Source organism: Pseudomonas sp. IT-232MI5 (assembly GCF_949767845.1).
In the GTDB taxonomy this organism is placed as follows: Bacteria; Pseudomonadota; Gammaproteobacteria; order Pseudomonadales; family Pseudomonadaceae; genus Aquipseudomonas.
Genome location: NZ_CATKQE010000059.1, coordinates 314,894 through 331,564, shown reverse-complemented (window position 1 = coordinate 331,564; position 16,671 = coordinate 314,894). Strand labels below are relative to the sequence as shown.

Genomic DNA, 16,671 nt, shown 5'->3' with positions numbered 1-16,671 from the left:
AGGGAGAGGGGACTGACCGAGGTGTTTGGGCAAGGTACACCGACCGGAAATACCGAGCCGAACTCAGGCTTGAAAGGCATGAAGATCGGCTCCCTTTCCGCCTCGCCCCCCTTGGGGGGAGAGGGCTGGGGTGAGGGGGGTAAATCTCAGCCACAACACAGATCCAGAACTGGAAACCCGCTCCATGAAAACACCCATCCGCTGGACATCAAGAGCCGCATCCTTGCTGCTCTGTCTGCTGTTCTGGCAACTCGCCGCCAGCCACCACTGGAACCTCGGCCTCGTCACCTTCGCCAACGTGCCAACACCCTTGGCCGTCATCGAAGCTGCACTGGGTCTCGGCGACTCCGGCAAGCTCCTGCAACACCTGATCGCCAGCCTCAGCCGCGTGTTCGCCGGTTACCTCGCCGCACTGCTGATCGGCATCGCCCTCGGTCTGGCCATCGGCCGCTCGAAATGGGCCGAAGACCTGCTGCTGCCACCACTGGAAGTCGTGCGCCCAATCCCTGCAGTCGCATGGATTCCATTGGCGATCCTGATGTTTCCATCGTCTGAACTGTCGATGGTCTTCATCACCTTCACCGGCGCACTGTTCCCGATCCTGCTCAACACCGTGCACGGCGTCGAGGGCGTCGACCCACGACTGATCGCCTCGGCGAAAAGCCTCGGGGCAGGGCGCCGGGCGATCCTGCTGGAGGTGATTCTCCCAGGCGCGGCACCCAGCATCATCACGGGGCTGGCGATCGGCATGGGCACCTCGTGGTTCTGTCTGGTGACGGCGGAAATGATCTCCGGCCAGTTCGGCATCGGTTACTACACCTGGGAGTCCTACACCATTCAGAACTACGCCGACATCGTCGTCGGCATGTTGCTGATCGGCGTATTGGGCATGGGCAGCAGTCTGCTGATCAAACGCTTGGGCGGGTTGTTCACGCCTTGGCATCGACCGCGAGGAAAAGCCTGATGAGCGTGATGCAAACCCCGGAAGGGCGGATCGACATCCGCCAGTTGTCCATCGTTCTCGGCGCAGGGCGTGAGGCGTTCGAAGCGGTGCGCGAACTCGATTGCCAGATCGAACCCGGCCAGTTCGTGTGTATTCTCGGCCCGTCCGGTTGTGGCAAATCGACCTTGCTCGGCGCTCTGGCCGGGCATTTGAGCGCTCACGCCGGGAGCCTGAAAGTCGATGGCGCGGCGGTGTTCGGCCCGTCACCGCAGCGCGGCATGGTGTTCCAGCATCACACGCTGTTTCCGTGGCGCACTGTGCGCGACAACGTCGCTTTTGGCCTGAAAATGCGTGGCATCGGCAAGGCTGAGCGCCATCGCGCCGCTGACGAAATCCTCAAACTGGTCGGCCTCGAAGGTTTCGCCGAACGCTGGCCCGATCAGCTCTCCGGTGGCATGCAGCAACGCGTCGAGATCGCCCGGGTGCTGGTCAATCGCCCGCGTCTGTTGCTGATGGATGAGCCGTTCGGCGCTCTGGATGCCTTGACCCGCCTGAACATGCAGGAACTGCTGCTGGACATCTGGACGCGCATCCGCACCACGGTGGTGTTCGTCACTCACGACATCGACGAGGCGCTGTTCCTCGCTGACCGCTTGCTGGTGATGAGTGCGCGGCCGGGGCGAATCATTGAAGACCTGCGTCTGGACTTCGCCCGACCACGCACCAGCGAACTGGTCACCAGCGCCGAGTTCTCCCGGCTCAAACGCCACTGCCTCGACCTGCTGCGCCACGACAACGACCGACCGCTGCCGCGCCTCAATCCGCTCGGCCTGCCTCCTGAAAACCCTTTGCCGCGATTTGCCCTATGACCTCTATTTTTGCTGTGACCGATAACCAAGACATTCTCGATCTGCGACCGCGCCTGACTGCTGAAGATGCTGGTGTGCGGCGTATTGCGCTGATTGATCTGGCGGATCTGGAAGAGCCGGATGGCTTGCTTTGGCTGGTTGATCGCCTGAGGCAAGATCCCGCTGAAGAAGTCCGCGCCGAAGCCGCACGTTTGCTGGAAGCCTGGGAAGATGAGGCCGTCGTGCAAGCCTTGTGTGAAGCCTTGACCGACCCGTCGCCCGCCGTGCAATCGGCCGCCGCGCAGAGCCTGAGCTTGCTCAAAACGGAAGCGGCGGGGCAGGTGATTTTGCCGTGGACTGATCATGCCGACGTCAGTGTGCGTATCGCTGCGTTCCGTGCCTTGCGTGAGTTGCGTTTCGCCGACGCCGCCCCGGCTGCGGTTTCGGCGCTGAACGATGCCGACGCCAGCGTTCGTCGTGAAGCCGTGGGCGTGCTTGGCTGGCTCAAGCAACTCGACGCTTTGCCCGCCCTGGCACGATTGGCCAGCGCTGACCCGGACACCGAAGTGCGCCGTGCTGCGACTGGCGCTTTGGGACTGGCCTCCAGCGCCGAAGTGTTGCCAGCCCTGCGCCAGGCTTTGCAGGACGCCGCCTGGCAAGTGCGCGAAGAAGCCGCGACGACCTTGGGCAAGGTCGGCCACATTGACGCTGGCTCTGCACTGGTCGAAGCCTTGAGCGATGACTACTGGCAAGTGCGCCTGCGCGCTACTCGCAGCCTCGGGCGCCTGCGTTTCGCACCGGCGCTGGATGCGCTGATCGACACCCTTGCTCATCGCATCAGCAACCTGCGCAAAGAGGCCGCGCTGGCCTTGGGCGAGTTGAATGATCGCGGCGCCGTGGCCGCCTTGCAGGCCGCGCAGGATGACGGCGATCCGGAAGTGCGCAAAGCCGTGCGCATTGCCTTGAGTCAGTTGCAATGAACCCGCTGTCAGTCGGTAACTCGCAGAGCGAAGGCACCTTGCGTTTGAGCTGGCCGGACGGCCGCGAACAACAGCTCAACCACGCCGAACTGCGCCGCCAGTGCCCATGCTCGCAATGCCGCGCGTTTCGCCTGAAAGGCCTGACGCCCATGGTCGATGATCGCGTGCGCCTGATCGAACTCAACCCCCAGGGCTACGGCGTGCAACTGATCTTCAGCGACGGCCACCAACGCGGCATCTACCCGTGGGCCTATCTGGCAAACCTCACCTCCTGAGAGCACCATTTACCCTGTGGGAGCTGGCTTGCCAGCGATGGCGGCTTGTCAGTCAACACAGATGCCGGATGTGCCGGCCTTATCGCTGGCAAGCCAGCTCCCACAGGGATCTTCAGTGTTTGGTTAATTCGTGGCCGTCATCGCCGGCCGGCAGCCATGAAAAATATCCAGCCCCGGCTGATACACCGAGGTCTTCACCTCAAACAACCCCAGCACCGAATGAAACAGGTTGTCGTGGCTCAAATCCGCCTGCCCGGTCTTGCCTTGCAGACACCCGCGATCAATCCCTTCACTTGCCAGCGTGCCGTCGCCAAACCACATCACCATCGGCACATGGGTCTGCGCTTCAGGTGCCAGCGCATACGGCGCGGCGTGCAGATACAAACCGTTTTCGCCCAGCGATTCACCGTGATCGGAGACGTACACCATCGACGTGTCCAGCGAGTCCTGATTACGCTTGAGCAGCTCAATCACCTTGGCGAGGAAATGGTCGGTGTAGAGAATCGTGTTGTCGTACACGTTGACCAGTTCATCGCCGCTGCAACTGCCCAGTTGATTGGTGTGGCAGATCGGTTTGAAGCGCTCCATGTCTTTCGGATAGCGCTCGTAGTACTCGGGGCCGTGGCTGCCGTCGGCATGCAGGACGATGATCGCGTGGCCCTTGAGGCTGTCGATATAGCTTTGCAGATCTTGCAGCAGCGCCTCGTCGAGGCAGTTGTTGCCATCGCAGAACGGCCCCGGCTGGTTCTTCGCAATATCGCGATGCGGCACGCGCAGGCAGGTGCCTTTGCAGTCGCTGTTGTTGTCCAGCCACAGCACTTGCACGCCGGCGCGCTGGAGAATGTCGAGCAGGCCCTCGTAGGTTTTGCCTTTCTTGTCGCTGTAATCCTCACGCGGGAACTTCGAGAACATGCACGGCACCGAGACCGCCGTTGACGTGCCGCAGGAGTGCACCTGAGTGAAGTTGAGGATGTCCAGTTTGCTCAGTTCGGGATTGGTCTCGCGCGTATAACCGTTCAGCGAAAAGTGATCGGCGCGGGCGGTTTCACCGACCACAAAGACCATCAGCGATTTCTTCTCGCGGCTGGCCGCCTTGGCGCTCATCACCGCGTCTTCGCCAATGGCCTGCACCACGAAGTGCTTTTTGATGCCCAGGCGTTGCTTGGTGTATTTGCTGATCGCGTAGATGTAGTTGGTCGGGTTGATGAAGTGGGTGAGCTTGTCTTCTTCGCGGAAGATCGGCGCGTAGGTCGAATAGAACGCGCCCACCGACGCAGCGATCACCAGCACGCAGGCGATGATCACCAACACCTTGTTGAGCAAGCCGCGAAAGAACGGCCGATAACTCACCGGCCAACGCCAGATCAATGCCGCTGGCAACACGCCGAGCAGCAGCACGTAAGCCAGCAGCTTGCCGTTGAACAGTGCGCAGGCTTCGGCGGGGTTGGTTTCGAAGACATTCTGAATCATCACCGTGTCGATGGTGATGCCGTATTCGTTCATGAAATACGCGGCGCAGGCCGAGAGCAGGGCGACCACGCTGAGCAGCGGTTTCAGCGTCCAGCGGAACGACACCAGGGTCAGCAGCAGGGCGATCGCGGCCCACAAAAACAGCCCGAACGAAGCGAAAAACGCCACTTTGTGCGCGCCCTGCAGGGTGATCAGCGTGCCCAGCGCCTTCCAGGTCGCCAGGTTGTACAACGCCACCAGCGCCAGGGAAAACAGCAGCACCAGTCGGGTAGGCGTGATGGACGGTAAACGCAGTCCGTTGCCTAAAGCCATGTCTAACATCCCTCTACATTAATGAAAACCACGCGGTTGCGCGGGTAACTGTAGAAGAACATTAGTAAAAAATTCGTAAACATCCTGTAACAAGTTCGACCCCCATTTCCTGTAGGAGCTGCCGAAGGCTGCGATCTTTTGATGTTGTTCTTAACATCAAGATCAAAAGATCGCAGCCTTCGGCAGCTCCTACAGAGGGATTTCGGTGGATCAGAAGGATTTGCTGACGCTGGCGACGACGGTGGCGGTGCAGACGTCTTTGAAGCCCCAGTTGCTCAGGCATTGGCTCTGTGAGAGATCGGTGTCGATGTAGCTCAGGCCCAACACCACCCCGGCCAGATTGTGGGTGAGTTTGACTTCCCATTCGCGATAACTGTCTTCGTCCTGCCCGGACGCCGAATACAAATGCGGATCCTTGAAATCCATATTGCCGTAGCGCAGCTTCAAGCCCGAGTCGAACGGCAACTCGGTTTCATAACCGATGTAGGTGTACAGCGAACTCTGCTTGCTATCGATCCCCGGCGCATCGCTGGAGTAATACGCCGCCAGTTTCACCCCATAAACGCCGAGAATCCCGTAGACCTCGCTCTGGTTGAACTGGCTTTCCTTGGGGTAGGCGTATTTGATGTAGCCCAGATCGAGGCTGACCTCCTCGGTCGCCTGCCACAGCCAGCCGCCGTAGTAATCGACTTCCTGCCGGGTTTTCAGGCCACCGCCGAAATCGACGTTGGAACTCCACGCGCCAAGGTACAGACCGCTGCTGTGCGCGAGGGTCAGGCCGGCCTGTGCGGCGGGGTCATTCTGGGTTTGCGAGATGCCACGGGTCCGGTAGTCGCTGGCTAAAGTGAGATCCACCAACAGCGCAAAATCATCGTTCAAGGGGATCGCAAAGCTGCTCAAGGGCAGCACGCTCAAGAAACTCAGGGCGAACAGGGGCAAGGCTTTCATGTGAAGTCCCGATGTTGTGATTGTTATGGGGGCAGGAGGTAAACCTGTAGGAGCTGCCGCAGGCTGCGATCTTTTGATCTTGGTTTTTTAAAATCAAAGTCAAAAGATCGCAGCCTGCGGCAGCTCCTACATGGGGGAGATTTGTTGTTATTGGGTGGCGGTGTAGACCTGACGACCGCCGAACCAGGTTTGCAGGACTTTGGTGTCATGCAGGGCTTTGTTATCGACGCTGAACACATCACGATCGAGCACGATGAAGTCGGCCTGTTTGCCCGGCGTCAGCGAGCCGATCTGCTTCTCCAGACCAATCGTCCGCGCCGCATTAACGGTGTAGGCGTAGAACATAGTGTCGCGGTCCAGACGCTCATCGGCATTGAGCACGCCCAACGGGCCGACGCGAGTAATTGCTTGAGCCATGGCATTGAACGGGTTCGGCGAAGACACCGGCCAGTCACTCGCACCGGCAATCGTCGCGCCCTGTTTCAGCAGCGAGTGCGCCGGGTACTGATAGCGGAAGGCGAGGGCGCTGACATAAGGCTTGATCATGTCGGTGGTGTAGTCGTCGGCGCTGGCCCATAGCAACTGCATCGAGGCGATGACGTTGAGCGGCTTGAAGCGGGCGAACTCTTTCGGGTTGACCATTTGCAAGTGAGTGATCGAGTGGGTCACGCCGCTCTGCCGATCCTTGCGCGCCTGGGCGATGCCGTTCAGCGCTTCGCGCACCGCGCGGTCGCCGATCGCGTGGATGTGCACCAGCCAGCCGCGCTGGTCGATGGCGCTGACCAGTTCGCCGAAATGCTGCGGATCGATCAGCAGTTCGCCCTGTTTGTGCGAGTTGCTGTACGGGTCGATCATCGCCGCGCTCTGCGCCGGGAACTCGATCACGCCGTCGGCGAAGATCTTGATGCCGGGCAGGGTCAGGTTGGGAATGCCTTGGAATTGCTGGCGCACCTTGTCCAGCGTGTCGAGGTCGGCGGGTACGCTTTTCGGGTTGGCCACCAGCAGCGCCGCGACGTGCACGCTCATATCGCCGCTTTCTGACAAGGCTTTATAGGCCGGCAGCACGCCGACGGTTTTCTCGGTGGGTTTGAGCGCGAACACTGCTTCGCCCGGCGCGGCGTTGGCGGCCGGGTCCATCCACGCGGTGATGCCGAGGCTGTTGTTATAGCGCACTGCTGATTTGGCGGCGTTCAACATGTCGGCGGGGCTTGGCACCGGCATTTTCGAGGCGACCCGATCCCAACCGGCGTCGACCACAAAGCCGTTCGGCTCGCCGCTGGCCAGCTTGCCGATGGTGTCTTTTTCCGCGTCGGGCAGGGTTTTCAGCAGTGCGGCGTCGATGCCGGCGCGCTTGAGCATCACATTGTTGGCCCACGCGGTGTGGTGGTCGCTGCCGATAAATACCACCGGCACATTGGCCCATTCGCCGCTATTGAAGGTGTTGCCCAAGGCCTCGGCCTGCGCCCAATAAACCGAACTCATGCCGGCAATGCTCAGCACATCGCCGTGTTTGGCCTTGCCGTTTGCACGCCAGTCGCGCAGGCGTTTTTGCAGTTCGTCGAGGTCGACGACTTCGTCTTCCATGTTCGCCGAGACCATTTCCAGTCCACCGAAAATCGCGTGGGAATGGCTGTCGATCAGGCCGGGCATCAACGCTTTGCCCTTGAGGTCGATGACTTGGGTGCCGGGTTCGATCAAGGCTTTGATCTGCGCATCGGTGCCGACTTTCAGCACTTTGCCGTTCTCCACGGCCAAGGCTTGCACCTTGGGTTGAGTGCGGTCGGCGGTGAAGATCTTGCCGTTGAGCAGCACCAGATCGGCGGCGGCCATGGCTTCCATCGAGGCAAAACTTACAGCGAGAGCCAACAGCTTCGGGATGAATCTTTTCATTGAAGATTTCCTTGTTATTGCGTCTGATGGCGAGATTAGTGGCTGGCGACGGCCGACAGAACGCCTCCCTCGCGAAAAACGTTTTTGCCTGAATGGAAAAAGCATGGACAAGTTGGGTGCATTGAAAATGTTCGTGGTCACCGCGCAGCTCGGCAGTTTCAGCCGCGCCGCCGAGCAGTTGGGCAAGACCCCGTCGGCGCTGACCAAAGCGGTCAATCACCTGGAATCGGAGCTGGGCGCACGGCTGTTCGAGCGCAGCACGCGGCGGATTCTGCTCACCGAAATCGGTCGGGTGTACCTGGAAACCGCACGGTTGGTGTTGCAGCGACTCGATGAGGCCAGCGAGGAAATCGAGCAGTTGCAGCACGGCTTGCGCGGCAGCCTGAAAATCACCGCCCCGCTGGCCTATGGCCGGGCGTTTCTCGATCAAGTGTGTGACGGATTTTTGCAGCAATACCCGCAGATCAGTTTGCAAGTGGATCTGTGCGATGCGTTCGTCAATCTGCTGGAAAGTGGTTATGACCTGGCGCTGCGTGAGGGCCACGATGACTTGCCGGGACTGATTGCGCGGGTGGTTGGCAGCAATCGTCTGGCGTTGTGCGCCAGCCCGGAATATCTGGCGCGCAAGGATTTGCCGGTCAACCCGCAAACCCTTGAGCAGCATGAATGGCTGCTCTATCAGCACCCGTTACTCAGCCGCGAATTCTGGTGGGCCGAGCGTGACGGGCAGCGTTTGAGTCTGGCACAACCCGCAGCGCCGTTGTTGCGCAGTGACAATTACGATTTGTTGCTGGCCAGTGCCTTGGCCGGGCGCGGTTTGCTGCACACGCCGTTGTGGAGCGCCGCGCCGTACATTGCCGACGGGCGACTGGTGCGGGTCATGGCCGATTACGAGATCGACCCGGACACCTTTGGCCCGCACATTCTGGCGGTGTACCCGAGCCACCGCCGGGCCACGGCGAAGGTCGTTGCCTTCATCGATTACATCTCAGCATTTCTCGCAGAACGCGGCCTTAACTGACTCCCCCGCACTGATCGTACTGATCGTACTGATCGTTCCCACGCTCTGCGTGGGAATGCCTCTAGGGACGCTCTGCGTCCAGTGACGCGGAGCGTCACGGGCTGCATTCCCACGCGGAGCGTGGGAACGATCAACGTGGGGTGGGCCGACCTGTGGCGCTTGTCAGGAAAATCCTACAGGAGTACAAATGTACTCCATGACGAACCTGACTCCCCGCCGTACCGCCATCCTGACGTTTATCCGCGATCGAATCGCCGAACACGGTCAGCCCCCAAGCCTCGCTGAAATCAGCGAGGCTTTTGGTTTCGCCTCGCGTAGCGTGGCGCGCAAGCACGTGCTCGCGCTGACCGAAGCCGGTTTTATCGAGGTCAATCCGCATCAGGCCCGCGGCATTCGCCTGCTCGGGCAACCGCCACGCCCGGAGTTGCTCGACATCCCCGTGCTCGGCCGCGTCGCTGCCGGTGCACCAATTGGCGCCGATGCCGACATCCATAGCCGCTTGCTGCTCGACCCGGCGCTGTTCTCGCGCACACCCGACTACATGCTGCGGGTGCAGGGCGATTCGATGATCGAGGACGGCATTCTCGACGGTGATCTGGTCGGCGTACGGCGCAATCCCGAAGCGCTCAACGGCCAGATCGTCGTGGCGCGGCTCGACGGTGAAGTCACTATCAAACGCTTCGAACGGCTCGGCGATGAAGTGCGGCTGTTGCCGCGCAACCCGGCGTACCAGCCGATTGTCGTGCGCGACGATCAGGATCTGGCCATCGAAGGGGTGTTCTGCGGTCTGGTGAGGCAAGGCTGATGGGCGCCGTCGTTGCGTTGGATACGCTGTTCAATGGCGGCCAGGTCTGGAGGGGCCGGCCTGCGCCGCCGGCCGCCAGTCCGCAACCCACCGGGCACGCCGCGCTCGACGCAGCATTGCCCAGTGGTGGCTGGCCGGAAGCGGCGCTGAGCGAAATCCTGTTGGCCGGCCCCGGTGTCGGCGAACTGCAACTGGTCTGGCCGACGCTGGCGCGGTTGTCGGCGGCGGGCGAGCGCATTGTGCTGGTGGCGCCGCCATTCGTGCCGTACCCGCAGGCGTGGGAGAACGCCGGGGTCGATCTGCGTCAGTTGTCGGTGATTCAGGCCAGTGAACGCGATGCCTTGTGGGCGGCGGAACAATGCCTGCGTTCAGGCAGTTGCGGCGCGGTGCTGTGCTGGCCGCACAAGGCTGATGACCGCGCGTTGCGGCGTTTGCAGGTGGCGGCGGAAACCGGCCAGACCCTGGCGTTTGCCTGGCGTCCGTTGAGCGAAGCGGTCAATCCGTCACCGGCGGCATTACGGATTGCCATCGATGCCAAACCCGCGCAGTTGCGCGTGCTCAAGTGCCGTGGCGGTTTGGCGCGTGCGGCGCCGATTGCCTTTGCCGTGGGTCACTGAGGTCGCCATGCGCTGGGTGTGTATTCTGTTCCCGCAATTGGCCCTTGATGCCGTGCTGCGTCAGCGCCCCGATCCTGATGAGCCGTTGGTGCTGCTCAGCGGCCCGGCCCAGCGTCGAGTGCTGCAAGCGGTCAACCCGGCGGCGCGCAAACTCGGGTTGCGCGCTGGCCAGTCGATGACCGCCGCCCAAGCGATGAGCAAAGGGTTTGCCACCGCCGATTACGAGGTGGCCGAGGTCGAGCACTGGCAGCAGTTTCTTGCCGCGTGGGCCTACGGTTTCAGCGCGCAGGTCAGCGTGCATTACCCGCGCGCCGTGGTATTCGAAATCGAATCGAGCCTGGGGCTGTTCGGTTCCTGGGCGCAGTTTGAAGCACGGTTGCGCAAGGAACTGAGCGATCTGGGCTTTCGCCATCGCATCGTTGCCGCACCGAATCCGGTGGCGGCGCGGGTACTGGCCAATGCTTACGATGGCTTGGTGGTGCCGGACGGCGAAGCCTTGCAGCATCGCCTCGGCCAGTTGCCCGTCGACCGTGTCGGCCTGGAGCCGAGCGTGGCCACGGCGTTGTCGCGCATGGGCTTGCGCAACCTCAGTCAGGTGCAGAGCCTGCCGCGTCAGGCGCTGGCCCGACGCTTCGAAGCGCAGATGCTCAAGCACCTCGACACCTTGTTTGGCGCGCGACCCTTGGCGCTGGAATTTTACTTGCCGCCCGATCGTTTCGATGTGCGCATCGAACTCAACTTTGACGTGCAATCCCATCAGGCGCTGCTGTTTCCGCTACGGCGTTTGACTGGCGATCTGTCGGCGTTCCTCTGCGGGCGCGACAGCGGCGTGCAGCGTTTCGACCTGCATCTGGAACACGCCGGGCTGCCGGACAGCGTGATCAAAGTCGGTTTGCTCAGCGCCGAACGTGATCCGGCGATGCTCTTCGAACTGGCCCGTGGTCGGCTCGAGCAAGTGCAGGTCGAGGCGCCCGTGCGTGGTTTTCGTCTGCGTGCCGAGGACCTGCCGAGCTTCGTGCCGCAGTTTCAGGAACTGTTCGACGACCGTCCGCAGCAGACCTTGCCCTGGGAGCAATTGCGCGAACGCTTGCGTGCACGCTTGGGTGATGACGCCGTGCAGGGGCTGCGCTTTCAGGCTGATCATCGTCCGGAGTGTGCGTGGCAGCACGGCGTCGACAAACAGCGCTGCGCAGGCTTGCCGAATGTGCAGCGTCCGGGCTGGTTATTGGGTGAACCGCAGAGTGTGGCAGAGGGTTCGGCGCGGATTCTCATGGGGCCGGAACGTATCGAATCGGGCTGGTGGGACGGTGACGATGTGCGCCGCGATTATTACCTGATCCAGAACCGTGCCGGTCAGCAGGGCTGGGCTTATCGGGCGGTGGGCGAGGGCGGTCCGTTGTGGCTGCAGGGCTGGTTTGCATGAGCGACGGTTATGCCGAACTGCACTGCCTGTCGAACTTCAGTTTTCAACGCGGTGCGTCCAGTGCGCTGGAGCTGTTTCAGCGGGCAAAAAAACACGGCTATCAGGCATTGGCGATCACCGATGAGTGTACGTTGGCCGGCATCGTTCGCGCTTGGCAAGCGGCGAAGTCCGTTGAGTTGCCGCTGATCATCGGCAGTGAAGTGCGCATCGACAACGGCCCGAAACTGCTGTTGCTGGTGGAGAACCTTGCAGGCTATCAAGCGCTGTGCGGTTTGATCACGCGCGCGCGGCGGCGCACGCAAAAAGGCCAGTATCAGGTGTTGCGCGAGGACTTCGACGAAGCGCTGCCGGGATTGCTGGTGTTGTGGGTGCCGGACTCGCTTGATCAGGTAGAAGAGGGCCGTTGGCTGCAGCAGACCTTCGCCGAACGCCTGTGGCTGGCGGTGCAATTGCATCGTGGCCAGGACGATCAGCAGCGGCTGGCGGCGTTGTTGGGGCTGGCCGCCGAGTTGCAGATTCCAGCCGTGGCCAGCGGCGATGTGCATATGCACGCCCGTGGCCGCCGCGCCTTGCAGGACACCATGACCGCGATTCGGCATCACGTGCCGGTGGCCGAGGCAGGGTTGCGTTTGCACCCCAATGGCGAGCGACATTTGCGTAGCGTCGAGGTGTTGCGCGAGTTGTATCCGCAGGCCTTGCTGGATGAGTCGGTGAAGCTGGCCCGGCGTTGCACCTTCGATCTCGGCGAATTGCGTTATCAATATCCCAAGGAACTGGTGCCCGAGGAACACAGCGCCAGTTCCTGGCTAAGGCAACTGACCAAGGAAGGCATCGCCTGGCGCTGGGAGAAGGGCGCGCCCTTCAAGGTGCTGAGGCAGATCAACAAAGAGCTGAAGCTGATCGCCGAACTCGGCTACGAAAGCTACTTCCTCACCGTGCATGACGTGGTGCGCTTTGCTCGTGAGCAAAAAATCCTCTGTCAGGGCCGGGGCTCGGCGGCCAACTCGGCGGTGTGTTTTGCCTTGGGCATCACCGAAATCGACCCGGATCGCACCACACTGCTGTTCGAACGCTTCATGTCCAAGGAGCGCAACGAGCCGCCGGACATCGACGTCGACTTCGAACACGAGCGCCGCGAAGAAGTCCTGCAATACGTGTTCCGCCGTTACGGCCGTGGTCGCGCGGCGCTGACGGCGGTGGTCAGCACTTACCACGCCGCCGGCGCGGTGCGCGATGTGGCCAAGGCCCTGGGCCTGCCGCCGGATCAGGTCAATGCACTGGCCGATTGCTGCGGCCACTGGAGCGATGAAACGCCGCCGGTCGAGCGTTTGCTCGAAGGCGGCTTCGACCCGGACAGCCCGGTGCTGCGCCGGGTGTTGAGCCTGACCGGGCAGTTGATCGGTTTCCCCCGGCACCTGTCGCAGCATCCCGGCGGTTTCGTGATTTCCGAGCAGCCGCTGGACACGCTGGTGCCGGTGGAGAACGCCGCCATGGCCGAGCGCACGATCATCCAGTGGGACAAGGATGACCTCGACGCGGTCGGGCTGCTTAAGGTGGACATCCTCGCCCTCGGCATGCTCAGTGCGATCCGTCGTTGCTTCGACTTGCTGCGCCGCCATCGCAATATGGACTTGAGTCTGGCGACGATCCCGGCCGAAGACAAACCGACTTACGAGATGATCAGCCGCGCCGACACCATTGGCGTGTTCCAGATCGAGTCGCGGGCGCAGATGTCGATGCTGCCACGTCTGAAACCGGCGAAGTTCTACGATCTGGTGATCGAAGTGGCCATCGTCCGCCCGGGGCCGATTCAGGGCGGGATGGTCCATCCGTACCTGCGCCGGCGCAATAAAGAAGAGAAAGAAACCTATCCGTCACCGGAGCTGGAAGTGGTGCTCAAACGCACCCTCGGCGTGCCGCTGTTTCAGGAACAGGTGATGCAGATCGCTATCGTCGCCGCCGACTACAGCCCCGGCGAGGCCGATCAGTTGCGCCGCTCGATGGCCGCGTGGAAACGCCATGGCGGATTGGAACCGCACAAGGAACGCCTCGCCGCCGGCATGAAGAAAAACGGTTACACGCCGGAGTTCGCCGCGCAGATTTTCGAGCAGATCAAAGGCTTCGGCAGCTACGGCTTCCCCGAATCCCACGCCGCCAGTTTCGCCTTGCTGACCTACGCCAGTTGCTGGCTCAAGTGCCACGAACCGGCGGCGTTCGCCTGTGCGCTGATCAACAGCTGGCCGATGGGTTTCTACAGCCCGGATCAGATTCTCCAGGACGCGCGCCGACACCAGTTGCAAATCCGCCCGGTCGACGTGCGCGCCAGTGACTGGGATTGCAGCCTGGAAACCACCACAGCGGCGCAACCGGCGATCCGTATGGGTCTGCGCATGATCAAGGGCTTTCGCGAAGACGATGCCCGGCGCATCGAAGCGGCGCGGGCGCGTGGGGCGTTTGCCGATGTCGCCGATCTGGGCGAACGGGCCGCACTCGACAGTCGGGCGCAGGCGTTACTGGCCGATTCCGGGGCGTTGCGCGGTTTGGCCGGGCATCGGCATCGGGCGCGCTGGGAAGTGGCCGGGGTGCAGAAGCAGTTGGGTCTGTTTGCCGGGCTGCCGAGTCAGGAGGAGGCGGAGGTGGAACTGCCCAAACCCAGTGTCGGCGAGGATCTGCACGCCGATTACAGCACCGTCGGCACCACGTTGGGGCCGCATCCGTTGGCGCTGTTGCGTGGCGAACTCAAGGCGCGGCGCTGTCGCAGTTCTCAGGAATTGCTCGACGTCGAGCACGGCCGGCCGGTGAGCGTCGCCGGGCTGGTCACCGGGCGGCAACGACCGGGCACCGCCAGTGGCGTGACCTTCGTGACCCTGGAAGACGAATTCGGCAACGTCAACGTGGTGGTCTGGCGTGATCTGGCCGAGCGTCAGCGGCAAGTGCTGGTCGGTTCGCAATTGCTCAAGGTCGATGGCCGCTGGGAGCGCGAAGGCGAAGTGCGCCACCTGATCGCCGGGCGTTTGAGCGACCTCAGCCCGCTGCTTAATGGCATCCGCGTGCAGAGCCGCGATTTCCATTAGCGCGCCCTGATCTGATCGTTCCCACGCTCTGCGTGGTAACGCTTCCCGTGACGCTCCGCGTCACAGCGGACGCGGAGCGTCCGTGGCTGCATTCCCACGCAGAGCGTGGGAACGATCAATGTTCAAGACGGCCAATTCATTGGCGTCAAAAAAACCTGTCGCGAATGATGGCACTTTGTCATAATGCCGCCCCTTTTCAACTCCCGCCGCGCATTGCCGTGGTGGGACATCCCCGTTTTTCAAAAGGAATATTCAGTGAGAATGATCTCCCGGATGCTGGTTTCAGGCGTCGCGATTGCTGTGCTCGGCACGATTGCCGGCACACTCGCCGGTTGCGCCACCGAAAGCTCCCGCGCGCTGCCGGTGGCCAAGGTTGAAAGCGCCACTCAAGTCTGGACCGGCGTTCGTGTGCCAATGGCCGTGGGCAAGTTCGACAACCGTTCCAGCTACATGCGCGGGATCTTCTCCGACGGCGTTGACCGTCTCGGCGGTCAGGCCAAGACCATCCTCATCACCCACTTGCAGCAGACCAACCGCTTCAGCGTGCTGGATCGCGACAACATGGGTGAAATCCAGCAGGAAGCCGCGATCAAGGGCCAGGCCCAACGCTTGAAAGGCGCTGATTACGTGGTCACCGGTGACGTCACCGAGTTCGGCCGCAAAGAGACTGGCGATCACCAGTTGTTCGGCATTCTTGGTCGTGGCAAGACTCAAGTGGCCTACGCCAAGGTCAACCTGAACATCGTCAACATCAGCACTTCCGAAGTGGTCTATTCGACCCAGGGCGCCGGCGAATACGCCTTGTCCAACCGCGAAATCATCGGCTTCGGCGGCACCGCTGCCTACGACTCCACCCTCAACGGCAAAGTACTGGATCTGGCCATGCGCGAGGCGATCAATCGTCTGGTCGATGGCATGAACGCCGGTGCCTGGAAACCGGGCAACTGATCGACGCCCATTGCAAGGAGCAACACCCCATGATTCTGAATTTGTCGCGCTCGTTAATGGCGCTGACCCTGGCCGCCAGTGCCTTGCTGGCCGGCTGTGCCTCCGGCCCGCAAACCCTGTACCAGTGGGAAGGTTACGAGCCCCAGGTCTACGAATACTTCAAAGGCGAAGAGCCGAAAGAAGCCCAGGCCGAAGCGCTGGAACGTGACCTGCAGAAAATCCGCTCCACCGGCAAGGCCGTACCGCCGGGTTACCACGCGCACCTTGGCCTGCTCTATCTGAGCATGGGCAAGGACGACCAGATGGTGCAGCAGTTCAAAACCGAGAAAACCCTGTTCCCCGAATCCGGGACGTACATGGATTTCCTGCTCAAAAACGCCAAGAGCGGAGACGCGAAATGATCGCGCGCACCTTGAAACTGCTGGCCGCCGGTCTGGCCCTGACCGTGCTGGGTGGCTGCGTTGCGCCCAAGACCGTGGATTACTCGGCCTACAAACAGGCGCGGCCGAAAACCATTCTGGTGCTGCCTCCGCTGAACACTTCGCCGGATGTGAAGGCGTCGTACAGCCTGTTGTCGCAGGTGACCTTCCCGCTGGCCGAAGCCGGTTATTACGTGCTGCCGATCGCGCTGGTTGACGAGACGTTCCGCCAGAACGGTCTGACCACCCCGGACGACATCCATCAGGCCCCGCCGAGCAAACTGAAGGAGATCTTCGGTGCGGACGCTGCGCTGTACATCACCGTGACCGAATACGGTACGCGTTACATGGTGATCAGCAGCGAAACGGCAGTGACCGCGACGGCGAAACTGGTCGACCTGAAAAGCGGCACGACGCTGTGGACCGGTTCGGCCCGGGCGTCGAGCGAAGAGGGCGGCAATAGCAATGCCGGCGGTATCGTCGGCATGCTGATCTCGGCGGCAGTGAAGCAAATCATCAACAGCTCCACCGATGCCGGCTACCCGATTGCCGGAGTGGCGAGCAATCGTCTGCTTTCGGCCGGCCATCGGGCAGGCCTGCTGTACGGCCCGCGTTCGCCGAAGTACGGCACTGACTGAAGCCGGTACTGATCGTTCCCACGCTCTGCGTGGGAACGATCAAACGCAGGAGTGAGCCTG

The 16,671-nt window shown here is 61.8% G+C and carries 15 protein-coding genes; 12 read left to right on the top strand and 3 right to left on the bottom strand.

All coding sequences use genetic code 11. The annotated features are described in order from the left end of the window. The first annotated feature begins 184 nt into the window (after nt 1-184). The 4 genes from ACM6JQ_RS26330 to ACM6JQ_RS26315 are packed head-to-tail and all read left to right on the top strand — an operon-like array spanning nt 185 to nt 3,046. Entirely contained in the window at nt 185-964 is a 780-nt protein-coding gene (locus ACM6JQ_RS26330; RefSeq protein ID WP_007949828.1) for an ABC transporter permease, read from the top strand. Next, complete coding sequence (locus ACM6JQ_RS26325; RefSeq protein ID WP_414894945.1) at nt 964-1,812, top strand: ABC transporter ATP-binding protein; 849 nt, start codon at nt 964-966, stop codon at nt 1,810-1,812. The genes ACM6JQ_RS26330 and ACM6JQ_RS26325 overlap by 1 nt, the downstream gene beginning before the upstream one ends. Then, nucleotides 1,809-2,771 carry a HEAT repeat domain-containing protein gene (locus tag ACM6JQ_RS26320; protein WP_414894944.1) on the top strand — a complete coding sequence of 321 codons (963 nt, stop codon included), beginning with the start codon at nt 1,809-1,811 and terminating at the stop codon, nt 2,769-2,771. Before ACM6JQ_RS26325 ends, ACM6JQ_RS26320 begins: the two co-directional genes overlap by 4 nt. Beyond that, the gene (locus ACM6JQ_RS26315; protein ID WP_007912501.1) at nt 2,768-3,046 is read left to right on the top strand and encodes a DUF971 domain-containing protein; all 279 of its coding nucleotides are present in this window, start codon (nt 2,768-2,770) and stop codon (nt 3,044-3,046) included. Before ACM6JQ_RS26320 ends, ACM6JQ_RS26315 begins: the two co-directional genes overlap by 4 nt. A gap of 123 nt (nt 3,047-3,169) precedes the next feature. Here ACM6JQ_RS26315 and ACM6JQ_RS26310 read toward each other — a convergent pair whose 3' ends face one another. The 3 genes from ACM6JQ_RS26310 to ACM6JQ_RS26300 form a co-directional block, all read right to left on the bottom strand. Beyond that, nucleotides 3,170-4,828, bottom strand: a complete 1,659-nt coding sequence (locus ACM6JQ_RS26310) for a phosphoethanolamine transferase (protein WP_414894943.1) — start codon at nt 4,826-4,828, stop codon at nt 3,170-3,172. 210 nt (nt 4,829-5,038) lie between these two features. After that, a complete protein-coding gene (locus ACM6JQ_RS26305) occupies nt 5,039-5,776 on the bottom strand; it encodes a TorF family putative porin (protein WP_414894942.1) in 738 nt (245 codons plus the stop codon). Nucleotides 5,777-5,923: 147 nt separating this feature from the next. Then, entirely contained in the window at nt 5,924-7,666 is a 1,743-nt protein-coding gene (locus ACM6JQ_RS26300) for an amidohydrolase (protein WP_414894941.1), read from the bottom strand. Nucleotides 7,667-7,769: 103 nt separating this feature from the next. On the opposite strand from ACM6JQ_RS26300, the gene ACM6JQ_RS26295 reads away from it, so the two are divergent. From ACM6JQ_RS26295 to ACM6JQ_RS26260, 8 genes are all read left to right on the top strand, one after another. Then, a complete protein-coding gene (locus ACM6JQ_RS26295) occupies nt 7,770-8,687 on the top strand; it encodes a LysR family transcriptional regulator (protein ID WP_007912513.1) in 918 nt (305 codons plus the stop codon). A 187-nt stretch (nt 8,688-8,874) separates the two neighbouring features. Then, entirely contained in the window at nt 8,875-9,492 is a 618-nt protein-coding gene (gene lexA, locus ACM6JQ_RS26290; protein WP_007912515.1) for a transcriptional repressor LexA, read from the top strand. Then, nucleotides 9,492-10,109: a translesion DNA synthesis-associated protein ImuA gene (imuA, locus tag ACM6JQ_RS26285; protein ID WP_007912516.1), complete on the top strand. Its 618-nt coding sequence runs from the start codon at nt 9,492-9,494 to the stop codon at nt 10,107-10,109. The genes lexA and imuA overlap by 1 nt, the downstream gene beginning before the upstream one ends. Nucleotides 10,110-10,116: 7 nt before the next feature. Then, a complete protein-coding gene (locus ACM6JQ_RS26280) occupies nt 10,117-11,532 on the top strand; it encodes a Y-family DNA polymerase (protein ID WP_414894940.1) in 1,416 nt (471 codons plus the stop codon). Next, entirely contained in the window at nt 11,508-14,606 is a 3,099-nt protein-coding gene (locus ACM6JQ_RS26275) for an error-prone DNA polymerase (protein WP_414894939.1), read from the top strand. Before ACM6JQ_RS26280 ends, ACM6JQ_RS26275 begins: the two co-directional genes overlap by 25 nt. 261 nt (nt 14,607-14,867) lie before the next feature. Beyond that, on the top strand, nt 14,868-15,554 hold the full coding sequence (locus tag ACM6JQ_RS26270) for a CsgG/HfaB family protein (protein ID WP_161986630.1): 687 nt from the start codon (nt 14,868-14,870) through the stop codon (nt 15,552-15,554). 29 nt (nt 15,555-15,583) lie between these two features. After that, entirely contained in the window at nt 15,584-15,955 is a 372-nt protein-coding gene (locus ACM6JQ_RS26265) for a DUF4810 domain-containing protein (protein WP_123375060.1), read from the top strand. Further along, nucleotides 15,952-16,611: a DUF799 domain-containing protein gene (locus ACM6JQ_RS26260; RefSeq protein ID WP_007912525.1), complete on the top strand. Its 660-nt coding sequence runs from the start codon at nt 15,952-15,954 to the stop codon at nt 16,609-16,611. Before ACM6JQ_RS26265 ends, ACM6JQ_RS26260 begins: the two co-directional genes overlap by 4 nt. The last annotated feature ends 60 nt before the right edge of the window (nt 16,612-16,671 follow it).